Genomic DNA, 22700 nt, shown 5'->3' with positions numbered 1-22700 from the left:
TTTCTAGACTATGATGTGTGGTCCTCCCCAGTTGAGAACTAAATTGAGGTGAGGAGGAGTGTCGATTAAGGGATTGATCAAAGATGCTCTCAACCACCAGCTTCAGAAAGGGGTACCATTTTGACATTTCCGTTGGAACACCTCGTTCGATTCCAACATCGATAGCGACAGTCGCATTCTAAGAATGAGACACTTTGTCCATGCTCAGCAGAAAGAATCCATGAACTGCAGATTTAGAAGTTCGGCCACCTCCTGTCAGCTACCACTATGTTACTGACAGGAGGTCGTTGTTTGGCGTCAGGCTATAGGATGGGGTGGTGATACAGCTTGATTACTTTGCCTCACCCGATTTTTGTGTCACCGAGAAGAATCGCCTCAATTTTGTGCAAGTGTTCGTGCAACGTCGATGTAGTGATAGACAATTCAGCGGCTAACTCGCCAGCCGACGTTTCTTTCGGGTATCCATAGTAACCGTTCTCGCGAGCTAGTTGAAACACCTCTAATTGTCGTTTCGTCAGCCGATCTATCGGCAGTGTCGTCACCGCATTTTGACCACTCGCTTGCGTCATGCTCCGAATGTTGATCTCCGCGTTCATCTCTTCACGGAGAATTTCGAACTGCTCTCGAACCTCGTTTCGACTGTGGTTAGTAACAAGCTTCCAGTACTCGCGTCCATCTCGAATGTCGATCGGACCGGTACAGACGAATCCCTTGGACGTCAGTGGTTGGCTGATCTGTTTGTTTCCATCGTGAATGACGAGCAACTCTCGTATTGCGTTCCCCGGTTTCGGAACAGTCGTTCGCCGAAACCCCGATGCAATCTCTGAGACCGAGTGAACGTGCTTAGACTCCGCAACAGCCTCGACACCGTCTGCAATCGTTGCTTGGTCGTTCGCATACATCGAGAAGAGCGTGGCAACTTCCTCACCCGTCATGTAGATGCCGTACCCGAGCAACCCGACGTCAATTCGCTCCGTGACCGCTATCTCCCAGCAATCGGGATACCACAGGTCGATCGATACGAAGAGTCCATCGTCGAATCGGTCGGAACTCGTCATTGATAGTACGACCCTCGCTCAGCGGCTGGCGATGAACTGAGCAATCCCATCTCGAAACGACCAGTCCTCTTCGCCGTTCTCAGTAATGACTATCATTAGATTCTCCGACGGGATGCCCGGATCTTGTTTCAGTAGTTCTGCTGCACGCGCGTAAAATGCTTCTTTGTCCTCTTGGGCTTGGCCAGCACGCATCGTCAACTCGAGTACGGCCCGATCACCCTCTCTCTCCTGTAGCTCGAAGTCCCGTGAAGCGATTCCCTGCACGAGTTGATAGCGGTCGTTCGGAGGGAAATCGAGCGTGTCAATAACTGCCTCGTTGACACTATCTGCGACCGCTTCGCGATAGGCATCGGACTTATTCTGAAGGACTGAGATCCTCACTAACGGCATGAAACTCACGCCTCCTCGAAGACCGCATTCGCGAGCGTATCTTTGTGCCCTTCGTTGGGGCCGCCTGCGATGGTCAGGAGCTTTGCATCCCGGAGATAGCGTTCGACGTGCTGGTTAGTCGTGTATCCAAGACCCCCGTGGAGTTGAACCGCTTTGTTCGCGTTATCGACCGCTGCTTGGGTGGCATTGATTTTCGCCATGGCAAACTCTCGAGTTACATCATAGCCTCGGTCGGCGCGGTCAGCGGCCCGAAGTGTGAGGAGTCGAGCTGTATCGACACGTTCGGCCATCTCGCCGATCTCCCACCTCACGCCTTGGAAATCGCTGATATGCTGCCCGTACTGTTCGCGGTCGCTAGTGTACGAAACAGTGTCCTCCAGCGCGGCACGAGCGATGCCGACACCGCGAGCAGGGACATTGACACCGGTGTGGGTCTCTTGACGCTGCACGTAGCCCTCGCCTTCATCGCCGATGAGCTGATCGTCAGGAACACGGACATCAGTGAGCGTGACACGCGGCGATTTGACACTGTTCGCACCAAGCGTCTCCCAGACTTCTTCGACTTCGAATTCAGTGGTTGGAACGAGAAACGCACTGATATTGTGTGGTGCGTCCTCCTCAGACCCAGTCTTCGCGTATGTGAGCACATAATCGGCGTCGAGGAAGTTCGTCACCCACTGTTTGTGGCCGTTGAGAATCCACTCGTCACCGCTTCGTTCCGCAGTGGTTTCCATTTCAAGTTTGTTGCTCCCGGCATTGGCTTCGCTGAAGCCGAGCGCCCCCACGGTATCGAAGCTCGCCATCTCCGGTAGAAACATCTCGCATTGTTCGTCGGTTCCGAATCGCTCGACGACAGTTGCAACGCCGATGTGAAGCCCGATGCTACTCGCGACGGACATGAGCCCCGCCGAGAGCTCTTCAGTCATCAAGGCGAGTTCGAGGAGCCCCTCTCCACGACCGCCATATTCTTCCGGGAGAGTGATCCCGGTGAGACGGCGCTCACCGAGTTCGTCTAAGATCTCAGTGGGATATGTTTCCTGTCGGTCGAGTTCGATCGCTTGAGGTTTGATTTCGCGCTCGACAAACTCCCGGACATCGTTTCGAAGTGCTTGCTGGCTCTTCGTCAGTTCGAACTGCATATCCTATGGGAATGGCAGAACGGGAGTAAACCCGGAACCTGCTATAGCAGGTTTTCATGTGACGCATGAACATCCTACACCTCGGGAGTAGACACGGCGCGACCAACTAAGCGTGTCTTTGCAACGTATCTCGGTCTTTGACTAGGTAGCGAGGAATTACTTTGTTAGCGTCTGATCTAAGAGTCGATGAGCTTGTTCTGCTGAGCCGCCCTCTCCTCGTTTGGGTGTGTTTCAATGTAATCATCCTCCACTGATTGACGAACGAATGTCTTTCGGCGATGTTCTTCCTCATTGCAACTGCGAGATAAGTGTACTCGGGGTTAGAGAGCAAAGGACGAGTAAAATTCACGGACGCATTGAGCACGGAATGCCCGCTGGTTTCATCTTTTCATTCTTGCCAATCTCCAGAATAGTTGGCAGTCGATCCGCTTGGAGATGTGTATTGTCGGTTCGTACCTGACTCATAAATCACGTTCCCGCTGCCGTCTTTTTTGATGAACTTGAACTCAATGGTCGTCCCAGCTGGGAGATTGACATCGTAATACCAGGTTGGATAGTCGTGCACAACTTGGTTGAAAAACGGTCCAACAGCCAAGTCCGGGTTCCAGTTACCTAGTTCGTAGACGTTCCCTACGATGTAGACGTTCTCACCGGAGTTCGTGTTCGCATCGTTGACCACGAATCTGGCAGAGACTTGGTCGCCACTAAGAACCTCAAAATCAGCAGATGGCGAGCTTTGGGTACCGTTTGTATCGGTGACCGTGATGTTGTAGTTGCCGGCTGCTATGGCGGGGACCTCTACGACAATTTGGGTATCAGACCAAGAAACGACGGTTGCGTTCGTCGAATCGAATTGAACCGAACCACCTGTGCTTCCGAATCCTTCACCGCTTATCGTCACATGATGACCAACCTGCCCCATTGTTGGCCCCACATGGCCGATAGTGGGCTCAGCCGTGTTTCCAGCGTGTGCCCAGACGCAAACAGTCTGTGGCCCAAATGAAAATTCGGGAATTGACCCGTCACTGCGTACCGTCGTGCTGAATCCATCAAGCGTGCCCTCGAGAACATCAGAGTACGTCCCTTGTGGGAGAGACGTATAGAGCCCGCTAACGTTGTATTGCTCTTGGCTTCTGTTGACCGCCACGAGGACGACATTGTCTCCGAACTCGCGTTCAAAAATATATATATCGCTGTTTATCCACCGCTCTTGTGTATCGCCGTAGGCGAGACTGGAATTAGAGTGCCGAAGAGTGGCTAGCTTCTCTATCACGGTGTATGCCGTTGTAGTGGTGTCGAACGACGACATCGGCTTCCGATTTTGTGGATCTCTGTTTCCAGTCATATACTGTTCAGTACCGTAGTAGACAGTTGGGACACCCCTAGACGTCAGCAGCACCGCCATCGCCATCTCTGTGTTTCGAGGGTCACCATCAGGCAGGGTGAACCGATCCATGTCGTGGTTGTCCACGAAAGTTACTTGATCGCTCACTTGGTCGTGTGAGGCGGCCGTCTCAGTGATGACATCATGGAACCCTTCCCAGCCGTCCGTCCAATCACGGAGGACTTCCCTGATCTTCTGCCCATAGCGGAAGTCCAGTAAGCTCATTCCGCTCTCATTGGAAAAGTCGTAATATCGCTGACTCGTCTGACCGGTACCGAGGAACCACTCACCGAAGGTGAACACTGGTTCGTGGTCGTAGATAGTGTCCATCAGCGTTTTCTGCCACTTTGGGGGCATGTGTTTGACTGCATCGACACGAATGCCGTCGATCCCCTTGTCAAGCCAGAGCTCGATGGCATCCTTCAGGTATTGGTCGATGAACGTCTCATGGTGGTCGAGATCCGCGAGGTCGTAGAGGTTCCGGTAGATCCCGTCTTCATAGGTCGAGAAGTCGGTTCCACCATTATGGTGAAAGTAGCTGTTCGGATCGTCGTTGTACGCTGCGACATAAGAACCATTGTCGTAGAGATTTCCATCCTCCACGTAGCTCGCGTCGCTCGAACTCGCTGGAGAGGTATGGTTTGGAACGAAGTCAATGATGATCTTGATATCGTTGTTATGAGCCACATCTACGAGTCGCTCAAACGTGGACATACTCCCGAAGAACGGGTTTGTCTTCTTGAAGTCGCGAGGCCAGAAGCCGTGGTACGACGCCCCGTTGTTCGGATGAGGTTCAAAGATGTTCTCCATCGGCGGCGATATCCAGAGGGCGGTGACACCCAAGCCCGTGAGATATCCGTCCTGTATCTTCTCGATGATGCCCTGCCAATCCCCACCGTGATATTTCTGCAAGTCCGACCCATCGCTGCTGTAGATATCCCCACTCGGGTCGTTGGAAGTGTCTCCGTTTCTGAACCGGTCGGTGACTATCTGATAAATCACGTCGTCTGCGTAGTTGATCGCACTGGCGCTTCCCGTTGAGGCACCCGATGCCTGCGTAACGAACGAGAGTTCACTGTTCACGCCCCCGCTTCCGGCGAGCGCGATAGGACTGAGGCCGAGCATCTTGAGCAGCCGCCGTCTGTTCGAGTTCATATGAACCGTGAAGTACTACTACCTCACAAATACATAACTTTATTTCAAGATCGTTGACTACTTTGTTGCGCGGCAAAAGGCGTGTTTTTAAGCTATCAGATGATGGGTGGCCCAATCCATTGCTGGGAAGCACCGCAGTAGCCACGGCCGCAAATCCGCACGAAATTGAGGAGTATTTCTCTAAGTACTAGCTTCCGATTTGAGTCCTTTTTTGGGGGCCAAGTCAGCTGCTACTCGTCGTCGGTTTGTTGAAGTTCGACGCTCGACGCTTCGAAATCCTCCACAAACGCACCTCGTCCACCGACACTGTAGACCCCTTCGGCCGTCTCGACAGTCAGCGTATTCTCGACGGGGAACGAACTTGTTGACGGCTCAAGTAGTGACTGCCGGAAATCAACGACGGTTCCACTGAGTTTGGTTTGCTCGTCTTCGTCATGGAGTGAGCGGCCTACGATGTTCGCACGAACCTCGGTTCCAACACGTGAATGGAGGACGACCTGAAACACGGCGTGGCGAAAGTTTGTATAGGTAACCGGGAGCCCCGCCGGCTCGGCAACGTACATCTCGGTCGCCATCTGGAAGTAGTTTCCTAGGAACGATCCGATGATGATCGGCCCGATCTGTTCTTGGGCGAACTCGATAGCTTGCGTCGTGCTGTTGGCTTGCGAAAGCAGCTCGGGAGGAGATACTAAGCCTGCTTTCCGGTCCACGGTAAGCATCGCTGGCATCGGCTGGTTCCACGCGCGGGCGACGGATGCGAGACCGTTAAAGTCCAAGTCGTTGCTGGGGTCAACATCCGTTGCAAGAAGCAAAATAAGGATGTCACGCTCGATCGCGTCCTGGAGCTCGTCGGCCACTTCGTGAAGCAACCGGTACGGGAGGGCGAGCATTATTTCCATCTCAGCTTGATCGATGAGTTCCGATATCCGCTTGAGTATCGTCACACGAGATTTGATGACCCTGAACGGCTCCGCGTGGGGAGTAGCCTGCGAAAAACGGGATTCGAGAGCGGGCTGCATCCGGTCGAGATCGCTGGAGAGCTTGCCGACAACCTCCTTGACAGGATTGGCTTTAATGGTCGTCGGCACGACATGGTCGTTGACCTCGACGAATCCTCTGTCTTCGAGGGTCTCAGCAACGCTGTAGACGTGACGCTTCGAGACATCTGCTTCGTCAGCGACGTTTTTGGCTTTCGCCTCACCAAGTTTCAGGATCGTAAGATAGGTGTCGATCTCTTTTTCAGAGAACCCGAAGCGCCGGAGAAGGTCCGCCAGCGAGGCATCGTCCATGTCGAACCATGAAAGAGAACGATACTTACGTTGCTCGGTGAAGAGCACCGGTACTCGACGTCCGCTTTACCGGTTCACCTCAGCTTCAGGATAGCTGCATCGTGGACTTGGATCCCATTTCCATTGCCTATATCGGTGCCACTAAGAAGATCCTCGGAATCCACAGCCGGGTCGAGCGTGACAGTCGTTGGGTCGGCACCAAAGTTCAAGACGACGGCCAGTCGTGTGTCTCCATCCGTGCGTTCGTACGCCACGACTCGCTCCCCGTCGGTCTCCGACGTCTCATACGCAATAGGATCGACAGTCGGCGACCTGAGTGCCGATAGCTCGTTACGAAGCTCAACGAGCCGACGATGGAACGTCGTCAGTTTGGCGTCGCCGTCGTGCCACCGCATTGTTCCGCGGTCTTCCGGAACACCACGCTCTTGGCCGTAGTAGATCATCGGGACGCCGGGAAGGGTAAATGTCGCCGCGGCGGCGGGCCGGAGAGTACCCTCCTCGCACTCCGTGGCGTAGCGGTCCTCGTCGTGGTTCTCGACGTAGCGCATATGGATGGCGTCGTCCGGATACCCGTGTCGTTGCGAGGCTGCCAGCGCATCGAAGATAGCCGTTGCCGGTGCCTCGTTGTTACCGATTTCCCGAAGTGTGTAGTAGAGGTCTGTATCGTAGTGGAAGTCGAACTCGTTTTCGCGAAAGTCTGCATCCCGTGGGACTGTTTCATCCAGCAGTAGAAAGTCGCTATCCTCGGATTTCAATCGCTCACGCGCTTCTTTCCAGAAGCCGTGCGAAACGCCCCACGCGACATCACAGCGGAATCCGTCGACCAGCGGTGCCCACTCATCAAGAACGTCGAGCATCCAGGCACGAACTGCGAGTGAATCGTAGTTGACGTTCGGAATCATCTTCCAGCTGAAGTAGTGACCTGGTGCGTCATCCCCTGCCCAGTCTACACCTGTCATGTCCTGTTCGGCTGGAATCCGCTCGTAGTGATCGGCATACTCTGTGACGCCTGCCCGGTGCAGCTGAAAGTTCGGATGGTCACGCGAAGTATGATTGATAACGAGATCAAAGAGTACCTTGATGCCTGCCGCGTGGAGGCGCTCGACGAGGGACTCGAACTCTCGACGGCTTCCAAGATCGGTGGCAGTGTCGAAGAAATCGGTTATATGGTAGCCGTGGCGGGTTGGACTCTCTAAAACGGGTGTCAACCAGACGGCGTCAACGCCGAGCGATTCGAGATACGGAACTCGGCGTTCTATCTCTTCGAAGGTCGTATCAACGGTTTCACCAGCGAACTCGCGAACGAAAATTTCGTAGAGGGTCGCGTTGCGGAGCCACTCGGGGGCGTCGGCTGGCCGGTCGAACGAGACGGCACCGGTCTCCTCAGATTGGATCAGAAGGGTGTCGGCGATACCGTGGCGTTCGGCAACTGGAACAGCGTGAACGCGCGCAGATTCTGGAAGTGAACCTGTAGGCACGCGTAGCTCTTTCCCATCGATGGTCACGTCGTCGTTTCCGAGCGCATCTCGGTCATCGAAGTAAAACTCGACAGCTGGATTATCACTATCGGGGGCGGATTCGGTTGTCGCAGTGACAACGACCTTGTCGTCCTCTTCACGGCCGTCAAGGTGGAGACGAGGGCGACCGGGTCCCTCGACAACGGTTGTTGTAGTGGCGAACGGGTCGAATTCTTCTCCAAACGTGAAGATGGCTTCGTGGTCGCCCGGTGGAAGCTCGACATCGATATTCCACTCGTCGCCATTGCGTTCCGCCTGATGTATGCCCATCGTGAAATCATTGAATTTCCCGATAACGGTCGCGGATTCGACGTGGTCGACATCCCCGTCGACGTCCTCCGTGGAGACGCTAAAGCGTGCCTCGCGGCGTGGGTCCGGGAAAGCGCGCACCGTTTGGACGTGTGTACCATCTGGGGCGTTGAGTTCAGCACGATACGTTCCTGGTGTATCGGGCGTGAGATGGACAACTGGACTATCTTCAATCGTCACCTGACTCCCGTCTGGACGATCCAGAATGTTCCAAGTGAACGTCGCTGCTGGGTCGGGTGATCGTGGCGCCAGCTCGACTGACTCACCGACTTGAACGAATCGTGGAGGTCCTGGGTGGTGCATATCCGCACGATTGATGGGTAGTGGTTTGACCGTTTCGCTTCGCGCGAAATCTATGAAGTACAATTGCAACAATGTTATTACGCCCTGGTAGAGACATATCCGACAATGCAACTCCGGGACGCACTCAACGACTACAAATCCCAACGGAACAGCAGGACGGCCTTTCCTGGCGAACGCCGGACGACAACTGGCCGCTTTTCCGGTTTCGATAACCGACTCGTCCACATCGACGAGAGTGGCTCTCTACGGGATTTCAGTTATCCCCTATCGGGATTGAGCGGCATCGCCCGGTCCCGATTCGGCGTCCAAAAGACGGGCGATCGGGACGCTAACGCCAACTGGTTCGATGCGGAAAGCAGCGTTCAGCATTACCACAACGACACTGGATTGGTCGTTACGGAGCACGAGATCGAGTCGGGAACGGTTCGGCAGTACGATCTCACGCTTGGTGACGGCCACATCACCCACTTCAACCTTGGCGATGTCGATAGATCACTAAATCTCGTTGTCGCTCTCGGATTCGCCCCGGATGGCCGGGACACGGGAATCGCACAGATCCACCACGATGGTGTGGTCGAGGTGTACCATGCTCAGGAAACCGACTACCTTGCGAGCGCGACCGGTTTTGGGACGGTCGCCGGTGTCGTCCCCGAGCGGATCCCAGACCTGCTCGCGGAGTCGCCAACAGACTATCCACCCGGACGCTCCCCGTCCACAACGGAAGAGAACCTACTGAGTGGTGATGTCTTCTGTACCCTTCCGATCGAGAACGAGTCAGCAACGCTCACGACGCTACTGACGACCCGTGATGAGATGTCACGTGAGGCGGCGCTAAACATGGTCCGAACCATGGCCGAGGGTCAGAACACCGAAAGACTCGCTGAATCAGCCGATGGGCAGGCGCCGGCTTCACTTAGATCCGACCTCCCATACGGAGGCGCGGTTGCCGCGGATCTCCGTGTTCTTTCGCTACTCACTGGCCGATCGGGCCTCCGAATCGCTGGTCCCGACTTCGACCCGTACTTCACCCATTCCGGTGGCTATGGCTACTCGTGGTTCCGCGACGACGCGGAGATTTCGCGATACCTCTATGAGGTGGATCAGGGAACTGATCTAGAACTTGGTGACTGGCATCGCCGTAGCGCCGAAGCGTACATCGAAACACAACACGAAGACGGGACGTGGCCCCACCGAGTTTGGCCGTTCGATACAACCCTTGCACCCGGCTGGGCAAACGGCCATCTCGGAACAGATGAAAGCGAATATCAGGCCGACCAAACTGCCAGTATAACGACATTCTTGGCGACTTACGGTGCTGAACATGGACATGAGGACGCCATTGAACGCGCTATTGATAGTTTGAACGCAAGTCTCGCGGATGATGCTCGACCGACGACATGCCAGAATGCGTGGGAAGACATGACCGGCAGGTTCACTCACACCGCAGCGACTTTCCTCGAAGCCTACTCGACGGTAGCCACGCTTGACGGTGACGCTGCTGATCGAGCAGCTGCCCGTGCCACAGATCTCTACGACGCAATGGACGACCTCTGGATTGAAGAGCGTGGGATCTACGCGCTCCGAGAATACGGACCGAATCACGATGACCAGGGAGGCCTCGATAAACGTTGTGACGCCGCGACGCTTGCGCTCGTAGGCGCACATCAGGCGTACGCTCGAATCAAAACGATCGACGAGAAACGGCTTGACCGGCTCGTTTCACATGTCGAAACCGTCGTCGAAACACTCTACCGCGATCCCCCATCTGGAGCAGTCGCCGGTCTTATCCGATATGAGGGTGACAATTGGCGGCGTCGCGAGCAGGCCGATGAGAAAATTTGGACAGTCTCGACGGCGTGGGGGGCACACGCTGCTGGGGCCCTCGCGGTGATGCTCACTGACCGTGGCGACGCCCGTGCCAGCGACGTTGCTTCGACCGCACGACGGCTGCTCGCACTTCTCCTGCCGGACGGCCCCCTCTGTTTCGCTAGTAGTTACCTGCCGGAACAGGTGTTCGACGATGGAACCGCCGATAGTGCAACGCCGCTCGGCTGGCCACACGCGATTCGTCTAGCGACGATTGTCTTACTACACGAACACGACCTTCTCGACAAACAAACGGTTGCGGCTGACGATTGAACTACGGCGCCACGGTAGCCGGTTCCCGTCTCGAGCCTTCGAAAAGGAGTGCGTTCCCGGTCCGAGAGTCAAACAGATGAATATCTCGCTCGTCGAACTGCACCTCGACGATCTCGCCTGTTGTCGGCTCGATACGTGAATCGACCCGAGCGATGAACTCGTCCCCCAGATCAAGATGCAGATAGTTGTCGCTACCGACGGGTTCGACCACTTCCACGGTCGTTTCGATACCCGACCGCTCCTCGACCACGGCAACGTTCTCCGGCCGGATTCCAAGTCGAGCCGTTGAGACCTTAGCTGAGCTAACTCGGTTCGCGCGTTCGCCGCCGAGCGTGTACTTGAATCGGTTGCCGTTTGTGAGTGTCACCTCATCGTCCGTGTGTTCGACATCGACGTCGAGCACGTTCATTGACGGCGAGCCGACGAAGCTACCAACGAATTCGTTTGCTGGGTTCGTGTAAACGTCCGTTGGGGCTCCAGTCTGTTGGAGACAGCCGTCGTTCATGATAGCGAGACGATCGCCCATCGTCATCGCCTCCTCTTGGTCATGTGTCACGTATATCGAAGTGATCCCTAACTCCTCTTGGAGGCGCTGGATCTCGGTTCGCATCCCTGTTCGGAGCTTCGCATCGAGGTTACTCAACGGTTCGTCGAACAGAAACACGTCCGGTTCGCGTACGATCGCCCGCCCCAACGCAACCCGCTGTTTCTGTCCGCCAGAGAGTTCCTCTGGCCGGTCATCGAGTAGTTCCTCGATACCCATCATCGACGCCGTCTCGGCGACTCTGTCGTGCCGCTCGTCCTTCGTGAGGTCCGTACTCATCCGTAGTCCGAAGGCCATGTTCTGGCGGACGGTCTTGTGTGGGTAGAGGGCGTAATTCTGGAACACCATCGCCACGTTTCGGTGGCGCGCGTGAACGTTCGTCACGTCCTCTCCACCAATACGCACCTGGCCTGAAGTGGGTTGCTCTAGCCCAGCGATCATCCGGAGTGTTGTCGACTTCCCACAGCCAGATGGGCCGACGACGGTAACGAACTCCCCGTCCGCGATTTCGAGTGAGACGTCGTCGACGGCGACGATGCGTCCACTGCCGAACTCTTTTCTGAGACCATCGAGCGTGACAGTTGCCATTCACCGCCCCCTGTAGGCGGTGAGGTATAGCTTTTCCCCTTGTTGTAGAATTTGTGAAGTAGTTGTTCGTAATAGATACTTGCGCTTCACTCTATTTAGAAGATCGGGCGAAGGTGGCCGCCGAACCAGAATGAATGCCCCCTCACGACGATCCTGAATGAAATATTCGGCTTTACCTGCGACCTAAGGTATGTAATTATCCATGTACGTTTCGAAGAGTTTAATACGTGAAGCATTGTTTCCTCTATAGTCACACTATGTCACTGGATCGCAGAACGGCACTGAAGCACCTCGGTGGAGCGAGTACTGTTGCACTCCTTGCAGGATGTATTGGTGTCCAACAACAGGGATCTGGAGGGGACCAGACAAACCAATCCAGCGGCAACGGATCTCAGGGAGGGAGCAATCAATCCAATAGCAGTAGCGGATCAAGTGGTCCATCAGGTTCGGCGACAGCCTGGTACTCGCTTCCTGAGCCGGAGATGCCCGCTCGCAAGCAGGCAATCAAGACTTTCAATCAGCAATCGAATCACCAGATTTCGGGGGCTGACATCTCCGATATGGAGAAGAAAACCACGAGTGCGATCCCTGCCGGCCAAGGTCCACAGACGTTCGAGTGGGCTCACGATTGGGTTGGTGACTATTTCCAGCGTGGGTTCGTGGTTGACAAGAGTGATAGTCTCAGTGTAAACCTAGACACGTTTACGAGCGCCGCCAGAGAGGCCATCCAATTCAAGGGCAATGTGGTTGGACTGCCACACTCGGCTGAGACAGTCGCATTGATCTATAACACGGATATCGTTGATGAGGCTCCGAAAACGGTCTCAGAGATGGTGGATGTGATGAAGGACTATCACGACCCAGGAAAGAGCCAGTACGGGCTGAGTTACCCGTTCGACCCGTATTTCACCAGCGGATGGCTACAAGCGTTCGGTGGGTACTATTTCGATGTCAATAAGAACCCAACGCTCGGAATCAACACACCTGAGTGCATTAGAGGGCTTGAGTTCGCGCTGGATTCGTTCAAGCCGTATATGCCAAGTGATCCAACGTACGAACCACAAGCAGCCGTCTTTGCCGAGGGCAACGCTGCCTTCGCAATTAACGGACCGTGGTACCTTGCGACGCTAAACGAGAAGGATGTAAACTACGAAGTAACGACCCTTCCGAAACCCGAAGGTGGCGAGGTGAACCCATATACCGGTATTACAATGTGGTACTTTTCCAAAGGAATGTCCGAGGAGAACGCCGACACGAAGGCCGCTCGCGAATTTATCGAATGGTATGTGACGAACGAGGACCATCTCCTCAGCCTCGCGAAGAAACAAGGATCTATTCCGATCCTAGAGGAGCTCGTTGGAAGCAACAAGCTCCCAGCTGAAGTTCAGGCGTTCTCACAAATGGTTGAACGTGGCACGCCGATGCCGACGCGCCCACGGGTGAACAAGGTCTGGTCGGCAATGGAAACCGCCCTCATCAAGGCGTTCAACGGCGATGCGACGGCCAAAGCTGCGCTCAACGGAGCCGCGAAAACGGCTCGAAGCAACTGGAATTGAGGTCGACTATGAGCACGGTTTCACACGTTACACGTCGTCTCGAGTCGATTCCGTTTCTCGAAAAGCGCGACGCCTCGCTGCTCTTCGTTCTCCCTGGGCTTTTCGTGTTTTCGGCGTTCATGCTGTTCCCGATACTCTACTTACTCGGTATCTCGTTTACCAACGCTGCACCGTCGAACCTCTTCGCTGGTGAGGGCACGTTTTCGGTGCTCACTTTTGGGGAAGCAACTTTCATCGGATTCCAGAATTACGTTAGCGTCCTCACAGATCTGCAGTTCTGGAACTCTTTCGGCGTGACGTGGTTGTTCGTGGCGACGAGCGTCTGTCTGAAGATCGGTCTGAGTCTCGGTATCGCCCTCGTCGTGACGAGCGACTACGTACGTGGCAAACGACTCATGCGCTCTTTTATTATCCTCCCAATGGGGCTTCCCGCGATCTTTACAGTTACCGTGTGGCGTGGCATCTTCAGCACAGCTGATTTCGGCCTCGCAAACCAACTGCTCACCTCGGCCGGTCTGGAAGCGGTGGCTTGGCTTTCGGGTCGCTGGTCCGCCTTCTTCGCCTACAACATTACTGAGGCATGGCTTTCCTATCCGTTCATGGTTATCATCACAGTTAGTGCCCTCCAAGACGTGCCAGAAGAGCTCCATGAAGCGGCGAAAGTCGATGGTGCGGGTTATTTTGCTCGGCTCGGTCACATCACGCTTCCATCGATCAAGCGTCCGGTCCTGTTCGCATCTATCTTGACTGCTGCAGCATCGTTTCAGCAGTTCCTGATCCCATTCGTGTTCAACCAAGGTGGGCCTGCTCGAGCGAACGAACTGCTGGTCGTCTATGGCTACCGCGAAGCGCTATCCTTCTCCGAATACGGTCGTGGTGCGGCAATAAGTCTCATCGCCGTCGTTTTCATTGGTACATTCATGTGGCTGAACGTCAAACGTGGTAGGCTTGCCGACGGGGTGTCCGAATAATGAGTCTCTTGGGCCGCATTATGCAGAAGCTGACGACTGACATTCGAAATATCGCCTTCACACCGATTGAAACAGCACGCCACATACGATACACTGCGGTGATGATCAAACGAGGCGACCTCTCTCCGAAAGGGCCATTGAGGACGCTCGGTTCTACGGTTGGCGCGCTCATCGTTGTGCTAGCGCTATTGTTCCCGATCTACTGGATCCTCATGGCCGCGCTGTCAAGCTCTGGTGGCTCAATATACTCAGCCAATGGTTTTCAACTCTTCCCGAATGACCCCTCTCTCCAGCCATTTTTGTGGGTTATCGGCGATCTCATTATCCCTGGGTATACGATCTCACTAAATATCCCTTTCAGTGAGCTCGCCGTTGTCTTCAACACACCAACCATAAGTCTTCTTGACGTTTCACAGTACGGCGTCCAAAATCCATCTAGCTTCAAACACTTCCTTTGGAACAGTGTCTCTGTTGCTATCCCAACCGTAATTATCTCAATGTCTCTCGTTGTCCCAGCCTCGTACGCACTTTCGCGCCGCAAATTCATTCTGCGTCGTAAGATCCTCTTTCTCTATGTATTGCTAACGCAAGTTGGTGGGGGGCTCGGTATCGCACTCCTCATCGGACTATACACAGTCTACGTGCAGTTTGGGATAAACAACAGTAAGCTTGCACTTGCGGTCTACTACGCGGCGACTGCTGTCCCGTTTAACACGTGGCTCCTGAAAACGTACATGGACGGAATTCCAGTCTCCTACGAGGAGGCTGCTATTGTCGACGGCGCCCCACCCTGGCGAGTAATCACAGAGGTGATCCTTCCACTCTCAGCAGCAGGACTGGCAACTGTGTTTATCTTCACATTCCTCACTGGCTGGACAGAGTTCGTTGTCGCGCAGACCCTATTGAGCACTGAGAACTATACACTGCCTGTCGGGCTATTCTCATTAGTCAGTGAGTACTCAATCCCGTGGGCTCAGTTTTCTGCATTCGCGCTCACTTTTGCCACTCCAATAATGCTCGTTTATCTATTTGCACAGCGGTATATCGAGGGTGGACTCTCTTTCAGTGGTATGGAGGGATAGTCGTTCACAAGGCTCCAAAGGAGTACCTTTTGGACACCATCAGATCCCATTTCGTATGTCATTCTAACATCATAATAGGGGTCAAGGTCGCAAGCTTAGTAAACAGCCAGTCGTACCTGTCTAAAAACAGGTAGCTTCACGGTTTCTCCTACGTTCCTGGTGGTACGCACACCGTTCCGTCAGCGTTGGTGTAACAGTCTGGCTGGAGCCCCGGGATACCAGTTGTACCTGATCCACTGGAAGAGCTGATATCTCCTATGTTGGAGCCACTTGTAGTGGTACTAGTCGCCGACGCACTTGCCGCCCCTGTCATTGCAACGGCCGAGAGGACGACCACTACAACAAGGACAGCGCGAATTAGCTTTTTCATGGTACTGACTTTACGGGACGACGATTGCTATTTTCGCTACCAAGCAATCTCGCCGATACAATATTTGAATACAAATAATATAAATATTTCCTAGATAAAGTTGCATTTATCTACTGACTACAAGAGATACGTCTGAAATCTACTCTCTCGTTGTTTGCTCACCGATTCGTGGGTCAAACACTTGATAGGCAACATCTTGCAACAAGTTGCCTGCAACACCGAAGAGAACAATTATCATTGTCGTACCGAGGATCACAGGCAAGTCCCGACCCTGTATCGCGACTAGTGCCAGCGACCCAATTCCAGATATCCCGAAAACGTACTCAATAACGAATACGTTCAGCACGAGGAGTCCGAGCATGTCGGCGAAGAATAACGATAATAGAGGAACTGCCGCATTGCGAAGGAGATGACGCGCAACGCGCCCATTTGTTGCTCCTTTCGCCCTAACGAGTTTGATAAATTCTGTATCAATATATTCGAGCGACTGCGCCCGAGTGTACCGGAGCTGGCCTGCAAATAGTGTGGTACCGAGCACTGCAGCGGGAAGTACTGTTGTGCGGAGGAACTCGCTTTCATTTTGAGCTCCTAGCCAGCTACCGGTGCCGACAAGAGCAAGGGCGATGGTCCCAAGCCAGAAATTGGGGAAACTAAAACTGAGGTAAGCAATACTTGTTCCTAGCCTGTCGAGCAAGTTGCTCCGATGGGTCGCTGAGTAGAGACCGGCTCCAAGGCCACAGACCACCGCAAAGAGAACTGCTGGCAGCACGTACTGAAGAGTATGACCAAGTGCTTTCCCAACCAACCCGATGACCGGAATGTTTGCCGCGTATCCTGAACCATACGATCCTCCGAACGTCGTCTGTCCATCTGCTCCATAGGATTCACCCCAATCGAACATAGTGTATGAGACAAGTATGCTCTCATAACGTTCGAAGAACGGATCGTCAAGGTTGCGTTCAGCTTTGTAATCCTGTAACCGCTCCCAAGAATCAGTTTGTTCAACAGGAATCCGCTTGTCATTTGCCTCGGAGGTCGCGGCGTAGGTAAGCTCACCAACGCGAGGATCTGGGGTGAGTGCGACGAACATGAACACTGTCGACAGTACGAGATACGCCGCGAACACCGCAAAAACTACTCGCCGAGCGAACCACCATCCTCGACTCATGGAGAGACACCCAGCAAACCACGTAGTTGGTGCTTGCCCTCTGAGTCGAGTCTGAGTCCTTTCAGATGGGGTTCGGTATCCAGATCGGTGAGCACAAATCGCCGTGAACTGAACATCTGGATATGTTGGTTATGTGGAGGGCACAATATAATAAATGTTGAGTCTCTTGATTACGCTACTCAACCATAGCCGGGAAAAACTTATTTGCTACCCTCATCCATCGATCATAGTTATCGATGTCAACGGATACCGGTTCAGGTTCTGACTCCGCGTTCGAACCGATCGACTGGGACGAACTCGGTGATGGACGATTCAAACTTGAATGGAGGACGTGGGGATTTCTGCTGGCGCTCTTCGCGCTCGGTGCACTGTTTTGCTACGACTATTTCACGAGCTATCGACTCGCGGTCGGTGCGTGGTATACGCCAGCGCGCCTTGACTGGCTCTTCTTGCTCTCGTTGGTGGTGTTCGTCTTCGTCGTCGTCGTTCCGTTGCTCACGGACTACGAACGAACCCGACGGTACTGGCAACGTTTTCGGAAAAATCGTCTCGCTGTGGTTTGTGCGGCCTATCTCGTCCTGTTTTTCGTCCTTGGGATCACGAGCCTGCTCGTTCTCGGTCGTCCGAGTACTAATATCGAGTACGCGAACCAGCCTGCGCTATTCGCCACTATCGAATCCGGAACGGTAGCGCTCAACTGCGCTGGCGACGTGACCGGTCCTCCCACCCAACAATTCTGTCACGGGAGCCTCCGATTCCCGTTCGGTACCAATAGTGTCGGCCAGAGCGTCCTCGGTCTAACGATCGCGGGGTTCGGAGTGAGCCTTCTCGTTGCCCTCGTAACGTCTATGATCATGATTCCTATCGCAACGGTCGTGGGCGTTGTTGCGGGGTATTCGGGTGGATGGGTCGACACAATCTTGATGAGGTATGTAGATGTTCAGCAGACAGTCCCCGCTTTTGTAGCGTACATCATCCTCGGATTCGTCTTCGGCCAGAGCCTCTTTCTCATCATCCTCGCGTTTGGTCTACTGAGTTGGGGCGGTGTCGCCCGTCTCGTCCGTAGTGAAGTGATCCAGCGGAGCGATGAACTCTACGTCACTGCCGCGGAGAGCGCGGGCGCGAACCGTACGACGGCCATCCGCAAACACATCCTTCCCAACATCTCGTCGACGGTATTCACGTCCACGACCCGGCAGATCCCACTGTTGATCCTCACCGAGGCAGCGATCTCCTTCATCGTCGTGCTGGGCGACGAAAACGTTCCATCATGGGGTCAGTTCATCAACAGCGTTACAACTGAAGGAGGTGCTGTGAACGTAGAGCTCTGGTGGGTCTGGGTTTTCCCGCTCGTCTTCCTCGTCATCACGGTGTTTTCGTTTAGCGTCGTAGGTGATGCACTCAGGGACACACTTGACCCGCGGGGGAGTACATGAGTGGCCCACTTCTCTCAGTCGAGGACCTTAGAACGTACTTTCACACTTCGGGGGGCACGGTCAGAGCGGTTGATGGCGTGAGCTTTGCCGTAAATCGCGGAGAAACAGTCTGTCTTGAGTCACTCACTAAACTATTCCCAAGTCCACCCGGGGAGCTCGTTGACGGTCGGATCAAGTTCGATGGAACGGATCTCACAGCGCGCTCGCCAACGCAGCTCACTGACATCCGCGGTGGGCGGATCGCCCACGTGTTCCAGAATCCACAGGGTGCGCTCGATCCAGTCTATTCGATCGAGGCACAGCTTCTCGAATCTATTCAACTCCACCGTGACGTTTCGAAGACCGTCGCTCGTGAGCGTGCCGTCGAACTGCTGGATAGAGTAGGAATCCCCAAAGCTGCGAGCCGAATCTCCGAGTATCCACACGAATTCTCGGGTGGGATGAAACAGCGGATCGTTATCGCGATGGCGCTTGCCGCCGAACCCGATCTGTTGATTGCCGATGAACCCACTACGGCGCTTGATGTCACGACACAAGCGGGGATCCTCGACCTTTTAAACGATCTTCAGGCCGAGCACGAGATGGCGCTCCTCTTCGTGACGCACGATCTCGGAGTCGTGGCAGAGATAGCTGATCGTGTGGTGGTACTCTACGCTGGGAAGGTAATGGAACGTGGGAGCGTCCACGAAGTGTTTGAGTCGCCAGCTCATCCTTATACTCAAGCTCTCTTTCGCTGTCTCCCGGGACGAGGTGAGCAACGCGAAACTATCGAAGGTGAGCTCCCAAGCGCAACTGAACCGCCCCCTGGGTGTCGTTTCCACTCTCGATGCCCCCACGCAATCACGGAATGTCGCGAGGGCGAGCAACCACCGCTTCGACCGACGGAGACTGAAGACCACACAGCTGCGTGCATCTTCTATGAGCAAGGTCGCGATACTTCGGTGGTCCGGCCTGTAGAGAGACAAACGGACGGCCGCTTGAAATCGGCCCGGACTGATGACGGACAAGACTTGGACAATGGACAGGCAAACAACAACGTACGATGAGTGAAGATTCACTGCTCTCAGTTCATGATCTCGAAAAACACTATCCAATAACCGAGGGATTACCCAACCGCGAGACAGGACGGATACGCGCGGTCGACGGCATCGATTTCGATCTTCACCGGGGGGAAACGCTTGGCCTCGTTGGTGAGTCAGGATGCGGAAAGTCAACCGCTGCACGGGCGCTACTTCGTCTCGAGAAACCAACCTCCGGTCGAGTGGTCTTCGATGGCGAACCTATCGGTGACCTCCAGAATGACGAACGGAAGCGGTTTCGACGGCGGGCAAGCATGACATTTCAAGATCCGACATCAAGCTTTGATCCCCGAATGACGATCGGTGAGGCAGTGGCTGAACCCGCAGCGATCCATGGACTTCGGGACCGCGAACGCCGCCGCAGTCGATCCAAAGCCTTGCTCGAACGGGTCGGGCTCTCGGCCGACGATTATGACCACTATCCACACGAACTCTCAGGCGGGCAGAAACAACGCGCCGCGCTCGCACGGGCATTAACGTTGAACCCTGACCTGTTAGTCGCCGATGAACCTGTGAGCGCGCTCGATGTAAGCGTGCAATCTGCGGTACTTGATTTGATAGCAAGTCTCCAATCGGCGTTCAACCTCTCGATCCTTCTGATTAGCCATGATATGAACGTCGTGCGTGACGTCTGTGATCGGGTAGCGGTAATGTATCTTGGCGAGATCGTGGAGATAGGGTCGACTGGCGAGGTATTCGCTGACCCCAAGCACCCATACACGAAAGCGCTACTAGCATCAGTGCCGACACCCGACCCCACTAAGCGCAAAGACCATGCGCGGCTTGGGAGCGAAGTTCCAGATCCTGCCGATCCACCCACAGGGTGTCGATTCCATACGAGGTGTCCTGCCGTAATCCAGCCTGCTGAGTATGATCTCGATCAATCCGTATGGCGAAATCTCTTTGATCTGCGGGTCGCGGTCCGCGACCATACGATCGACATTGAAGCATCTCGAGAGAGACTCGTTACTGAAGGCAAAGCGACGAGCGCAGCAGAAATTTCGGACTCTCAGCTCCAAATGGCGATCCGGGAGGTCTACGATATCCCGGGCGAACTAGAGGATCCAACTGCAGAACAGGCGCTATCGGAAGCACTTATAGATCTAGCTGGGGGGAACATCTCAGCCGCCGAGAACCGCTTCACGAACGCTTTCTCGACGGTCTGCGAACAAAGATCTCCAAATATGCAGGAAACGGCTGCCGGCCATTCAGCAGCGTGTCATCTTCATACTGAACCCACGATCCACTGAGCGCATAGGAAGAGGGACTTTTTTCCAGTAGTAGTGAGACCAGCGTTAGTACCCTCGCTTTATGAAGTAGGCGTCCGAATGGAGGTCATGAGTGATCTCTCTCAGTGATTGCCCACCACAATTATTGCAGTTGGGTGGCTCATCCGGCGACGCATAGACCGTCTCGCATTGCTCACACACGAAGTACCGCAGGCTGAGCACACTCAACCTACGCGAGCAGACCTCAAAGTAACGTGGGTTCATCAGTCGCCGATCGCGTGGAGTGCTTTCTCACTGAGCAGGCTCTTGGATGCAATGCGCTAAAATCGAGTTCATGGAATTTGCAACGGGCCCAGCTCACTGAATTTGAAGGAGGTGACCACGACTAACCGAGGTAGTTTGCTCGCTATTAGAGAGCAAAGGATGAGTAACAATCAGGAACTCCAGTTTATTAGGCGATAAGAGCGGAACATCCTATTACCCTATTTGCTGCGTGTTCAACTGTCTCTGCTGGCTACCTCTGCCCGCCTTCTTCTCACCTTTCTTGGAGTGGGGCATCTATTGCAGCCGCTAGTCTACTCTAAGAGCTGTAGCTTGTGCATGAGGGAGCGAGCCCTTCGTTTTTATATGCCTGAAGGCCTGAGTCATTATTATGAGGATCGTTGAATCGGCTGCTACTGCTTCCTCTCTTCCGATCGAGAGAATGAGGCATACATTACAGCAGTACCCAGTTGAACTAGCGATCCTCTTCGGCTCACACGCAACAGACACCTCGACCTCGCAGAGTGATATCGATATCGCGATTGCATTTGAGAATGTGCGCTCAAGTGATCCGGGTTATAATAGACTGTTCTTCGGGTTGAGTGCGGATCTCAGCGAAATTCTCGGAAGTGATGATGTTGACCTTGCTGACCTACATTCGATGCCCTCGTCACTTCTCAGGTCGGTTTTTGAGAACGGGGTGCTTCTCGTCGGTGATGAGGAGACAGCTATCAGGATGCATCGCGAACTTACTGAATTGACCGACACTGAGCACCCACCTCAGGATCGACTCAACGCAGCACTTGCACGAATCGACGAGCATCTCGATACCGATCCTGCCGCATCGAGGACGACAGCACAAGGAGATCGTAATGGCAAATGAGAAATTGCCAGCGGATCGCCTCAGCCGAATTCTAACCGGTATCGAAACGATCGAAGAAAGCCTTGGTGTACTCGCACGCAAACAGCGGGTGAGCCGTGATGAGTACAAAAGCCATTCAGATACTCAGGATATCGTTGAACGTCGGTTCGTGAAAATGACCGAAGCTGCGATCGACATTGCAGAGGAACTCGTGAAACACGAACGCGGACAGCCACCTGAGAGTAATCCGGCTGCGATGCGGGCGCTCGGTGAGGAGGGAATCCTTTCAACGAACCTCGCGGAAGAAATGGCTTAAGGAGCACGATTTCGCAACGTGTTATCGCATACCTACGGGTCGATTATCGACCAGGATGTGGTCTACAACGCCCTCCAGGATCTCGAACGCTACCGAGAGTTTGCCCAAACGGTTGGTAACTATCTGGAATCGCTCAATGTGTTAGATGAGTGATTCAGCTTAACAACCCGATAGTACGGACATGTTTTTCTGTGGCACCCCTGCAATTATAGCTGGTGTCTTACCTAAGACTTCACGGATACTCGTGTTCTATTGTTTGGTAAGACACAAAGCGCTGACCAGTTCTTGGAATCGCAAGTCGATACTTCAGACTACATGAGTATTCTGCCAAGTTTAGGTAGCAAGAATAGTATAAGTTGTAGAGTAGCTAAGCCAAGTTGAAGACGCTGAGACAGTTCGAAAGGAGCACCTTTTCGACAGTAGAATAATCGACATAAGTAGGTCAATACTCATTGAGATACTGAACTCTATTTCGACCACGCCATCCGGCTCGCTCAGGCGCTTCGCAGCGACTTCGTGCTGAGTGAGGAACTCGACAAAGCGATTGAGCTCTCT

Annotated in this window: 17 protein-coding genes and 1 pseudogene; 9 read left to right on the top strand and 9 right to left on the bottom strand. The window is 54.1% G+C overall.

What is annotated here, in order from left to right:
- Positions 1-341 precede the first annotated feature (341 nt).
- The 7 genes and pseudogenes from GT355_RS15420 to GT355_RS15395 form a co-directional block, all read right to left on the bottom strand.
- Entirely contained in the window at positions 342-1058 is a 717-nt protein-coding gene (locus GT355_RS15420; RefSeq protein ID WP_160135449.1) for a helix-turn-helix domain-containing protein, read from the bottom strand.
- Between the two features lie 18 nt (positions 1059-1076).
- Complete coding sequence (locus GT355_RS15415; protein ID WP_160135484.1) at positions 1077-1448, bottom strand: tautomerase family protein; 372 nt, start codon at positions 1446-1448, stop codon at positions 1077-1079.
- Between the two features lie 5 nt (positions 1449-1453).
- A complete protein-coding gene (locus tag GT355_RS15410; protein ID WP_160135448.1) occupies positions 1454-2587 on the bottom strand; it encodes an acyl-CoA dehydrogenase family protein in 1134 nt (377 codons plus the stop codon).
- 176 nt (positions 2588-2763) lie between these two features.
- A pseudogene (locus tag GT355_RS18745) lies at positions 2764-2880 on the bottom strand (hypothetical protein); the annotation flags it as partial.
- 95 nt (positions 2881-2975) lie between these two features.
- Positions 2976-5126 carry an alpha-amylase family glycosyl hydrolase gene (locus tag GT355_RS15405; protein WP_160135447.1) on the bottom strand — a complete coding sequence of 717 codons (2151 nt, stop codon included), beginning with the start codon at positions 5124-5126 and terminating at the stop codon, positions 2976-2978.
- A gap of 230 nt (positions 5127-5356) precedes the next feature.
- Complete coding sequence (locus GT355_RS15400) at positions 5357-6415, bottom strand: TrmB family transcriptional regulator (RefSeq protein WP_160135483.1); 1059 nt, start codon at positions 6413-6415, stop codon at positions 5357-5359.
- Positions 6416-6489: 74 nt separating this feature from the next.
- Positions 6490-8544 carry an alpha-amylase family glycosyl hydrolase gene (locus GT355_RS15395; protein ID WP_160135446.1) on the bottom strand — a complete coding sequence of 685 codons (2055 nt, stop codon included), beginning with the start codon at positions 8542-8544 and terminating at the stop codon, positions 6490-6492.
- Positions 8545-8649: 105 nt separating this feature from the next.
- Between GT355_RS15395 and GT355_RS15390 the strand changes: the two genes are divergently transcribed.
- Positions 8650-10683: a DUF7997 domain-containing protein gene (locus GT355_RS15390; protein ID WP_160135445.1), complete on the top strand. Its 2034-nt coding sequence runs from the start codon at positions 8650-8652 to the stop codon at positions 10681-10683.
- A 1-nt stretch (position 10684) separates the two neighbouring features.
- Here the strand turns inward: GT355_RS15390 and GT355_RS15385 are convergent, their stop codons facing one another.
- Positions 10685-11815 (bottom strand): ABC transporter ATP-binding protein, encoded by a 1131-nt coding sequence (locus GT355_RS15385; protein ID WP_160135444.1) that lies wholly within the window; start codon positions 11813-11815, stop codon positions 10685-10687.
- A 257-nt stretch (positions 11816-12072) separates the two neighbouring features.
- Between GT355_RS15385 and GT355_RS15380 the strand changes: the two genes are divergently transcribed.
- From GT355_RS15380 to GT355_RS15370, 3 genes are read left to right on the top strand one after another with little or no spacing between them, the layout of a single operon-like run.
- A complete protein-coding gene (locus GT355_RS15380; RefSeq protein ID WP_160135443.1) occupies positions 12073-13371 on the top strand; it encodes an extracellular solute-binding protein in 1299 nt (432 codons plus the stop codon).
- An 8-nt stretch (positions 13372-13379) separates the two neighbouring features.
- A complete protein-coding gene (locus GT355_RS15375) occupies positions 13380-14342 on the top strand; it encodes a carbohydrate ABC transporter permease (RefSeq protein ID WP_160135442.1) in 963 nt (320 codons plus the stop codon).
- On the top strand, positions 14342-15424 hold the full coding sequence (locus GT355_RS15370) for a sugar ABC transporter permease (RefSeq protein ID WP_160135441.1): 1083 nt from the start codon (positions 14342-14344) through the stop codon (positions 15422-15424). Before GT355_RS15375 ends, GT355_RS15370 begins: the two co-directional genes overlap by 1 nt.
- 509 nt (positions 15425-15933) lie before the next feature.
- On the opposite strand, the gene GT355_RS15365 is transcribed toward GT355_RS15370, so the two are convergent.
- Complete coding sequence (locus tag GT355_RS15365; protein ID WP_160135440.1) at positions 15934-16884, bottom strand: ABC transporter permease; 951 nt, start codon at positions 16882-16884, stop codon at positions 15934-15936.
- 314 nt (positions 16885-17198) lie between these two features.
- Between GT355_RS15365 and GT355_RS15360 the strand changes: the two genes are divergently transcribed.
- The 5 genes from GT355_RS15360 to hepT all read left to right on the top strand — a co-directional run bounded on the left by GT355_RS15360 (position 17199) and on the right by hepT (position 22145).
- Positions 17199-18398 (top strand): ABC transporter permease, encoded by a 1200-nt coding sequence (locus tag GT355_RS15360; RefSeq protein WP_160135439.1) that lies wholly within the window; start codon positions 17199-17201, stop codon positions 18396-18398.
- Positions 18395-19444 carry an ABC transporter ATP-binding protein gene (locus GT355_RS15355; protein ID WP_160135438.1) on the top strand — a complete coding sequence of 350 codons (1050 nt, stop codon included), beginning with the start codon at positions 18395-18397 and terminating at the stop codon, positions 19442-19444. The genes GT355_RS15360 and GT355_RS15355 overlap by 4 nt, the downstream gene beginning before the upstream one ends.
- A complete protein-coding gene (locus GT355_RS15350) occupies positions 19441-20727 on the top strand; it encodes an ABC transporter ATP-binding protein (protein WP_160135437.1) in 1287 nt (428 codons plus the stop codon). The genes GT355_RS15355 and GT355_RS15350 overlap by 4 nt, the downstream gene beginning before the upstream one ends.
- A gap of 631 nt (positions 20728-21358) precedes the next feature.
- On the top strand, positions 21359-21850 hold the full coding sequence (gene mntA, locus GT355_RS15340; protein ID WP_160135435.1) for a type VII toxin-antitoxin system MntA family adenylyltransferase antitoxin: 492 nt from the start codon (positions 21359-21361) through the stop codon (positions 21848-21850).
- Positions 21840-22145, top strand: a complete 306-nt coding sequence (gene hepT, locus GT355_RS15335; RefSeq protein ID WP_205250456.1) for a type VII toxin-antitoxin system HepT family RNase toxin — start codon at positions 21840-21842, stop codon at positions 22143-22145. Before mntA ends, hepT begins: the two co-directional genes overlap by 11 nt.
- Positions 22146-22700 lie beyond the last annotated feature (555 nt).

Source organism: Halococcus salsus (assembly GCF_009900715.1).
Taxonomy (GTDB): domain Archaea; phylum Halobacteriota; class Halobacteria; order Halobacteriales; family Halococcaceae; genus Halococcus; species Halococcus salsus.
The sequence above is the reverse complement of the archived record's forward strand: the minus strand, read 5'-3'. Positions and strand labels throughout refer to the sequence as shown.

What these genes read in the sequence shown, in the direction of transcription:
- GT355_RS15370 (WP_160135441.1), top strand. Translation starts at nt 14,342, where the DNA reads ATGAGTCTCTTGGGCCGCATTATGCAGAAGCTGACGACTGACATTCGA.
- GT355_RS15415 (WP_160135484.1), bottom strand. Translation starts at nt 1,448, where the DNA reads ATGCCGTTAGTGAGGATCTCAGTCCTTCAGAATAAGTCCGATGCCTAT.
- GT355_RS15385 (WP_160135444.1), bottom strand. Translation starts at nt 11,815, where the DNA reads ATGGCAACTGTCACGCTCGATGGTCTCAGAAAAGAGTTCGGCAGTGGA.
- GT355_RS15395 (WP_160135446.1), bottom strand. Translation starts at nt 8,544, where the DNA reads ATGCACCACCCAGGACCTCCACGATTCGTTCAAGTCGGTGAGTCAGTC.
- GT355_RS15420 (WP_160135449.1), bottom strand. Translation starts at nt 1,058, where the DNA reads ATGACGAGTTCCGACCGATTCGACGATGGACTCTTCGTATCGATCGAC.
- hepT (WP_205250456.1), top strand. Translation starts at nt 21,840, where the DNA reads ATGGCAAATGAGAAATTGCCAGCGGATCGCCTCAGCCGAATTCTAACC.
- mntA (WP_160135435.1), top strand. Translation starts at nt 21,359, where the DNA reads ATGAGGATCGTTGAATCGGCTGCTACTGCTTCCTCTCTTCCGATCGAG.
- GT355_RS15360 (WP_160135439.1), top strand. Translation starts at nt 17,199, where the DNA reads ATGTCAACGGATACCGGTTCAGGTTCTGACTCCGCGTTCGAACCGATC.
- GT355_RS15410 (WP_160135448.1), bottom strand. Translation starts at nt 2,587, where the DNA reads ATGCAGTTCGAACTGACGAAGAGCCAGCAAGCACTTCGAAACGATGTC.
- GT355_RS15365 (WP_160135440.1), bottom strand. Translation starts at nt 16,884, where the DNA reads ATGTTCGTCGCACTCACCCCAGATCCTCGCGTTGGTGAGCTTACCTAC.
- GT355_RS15390 (WP_160135445.1), top strand. Translation starts at nt 8,650, where the DNA reads ATGCAACTCCGGGACGCACTCAACGACTACAAATCCCAACGGAACAGC.
- GT355_RS15375 (WP_160135442.1), top strand. Translation starts at nt 13,380, where the DNA reads ATGAGCACGGTTTCACACGTTACACGTCGTCTCGAGTCGATTCCGTTT.
- GT355_RS15380 (WP_160135443.1), top strand. Translation starts at nt 12,073, where the DNA reads ATGTCACTGGATCGCAGAACGGCACTGAAGCACCTCGGTGGAGCGAGT.
- GT355_RS15350 (WP_160135437.1), top strand. Translation starts at nt 19,441, where the DNA reads ATGAGTGAAGATTCACTGCTCTCAGTTCATGATCTCGAAAAACACTAT.
- GT355_RS15355 (WP_160135438.1), top strand. Translation starts at nt 18,395, where the DNA reads ATGAGTGGCCCACTTCTCTCAGTCGAGGACCTTAGAACGTACTTTCAC.
- GT355_RS15400 (WP_160135483.1), bottom strand. Translation starts at nt 6,415, where the DNA reads ATGGACGATGCCTCGCTGGCGGACCTTCTCCGGCGCTTCGGGTTCTCT.
- GT355_RS15405 (WP_160135447.1), bottom strand. Translation starts at nt 5,126, where the DNA reads ATGAACTCGAACAGACGGCGGCTGCTCAAGATGCTCGGCCTCAGTCCT.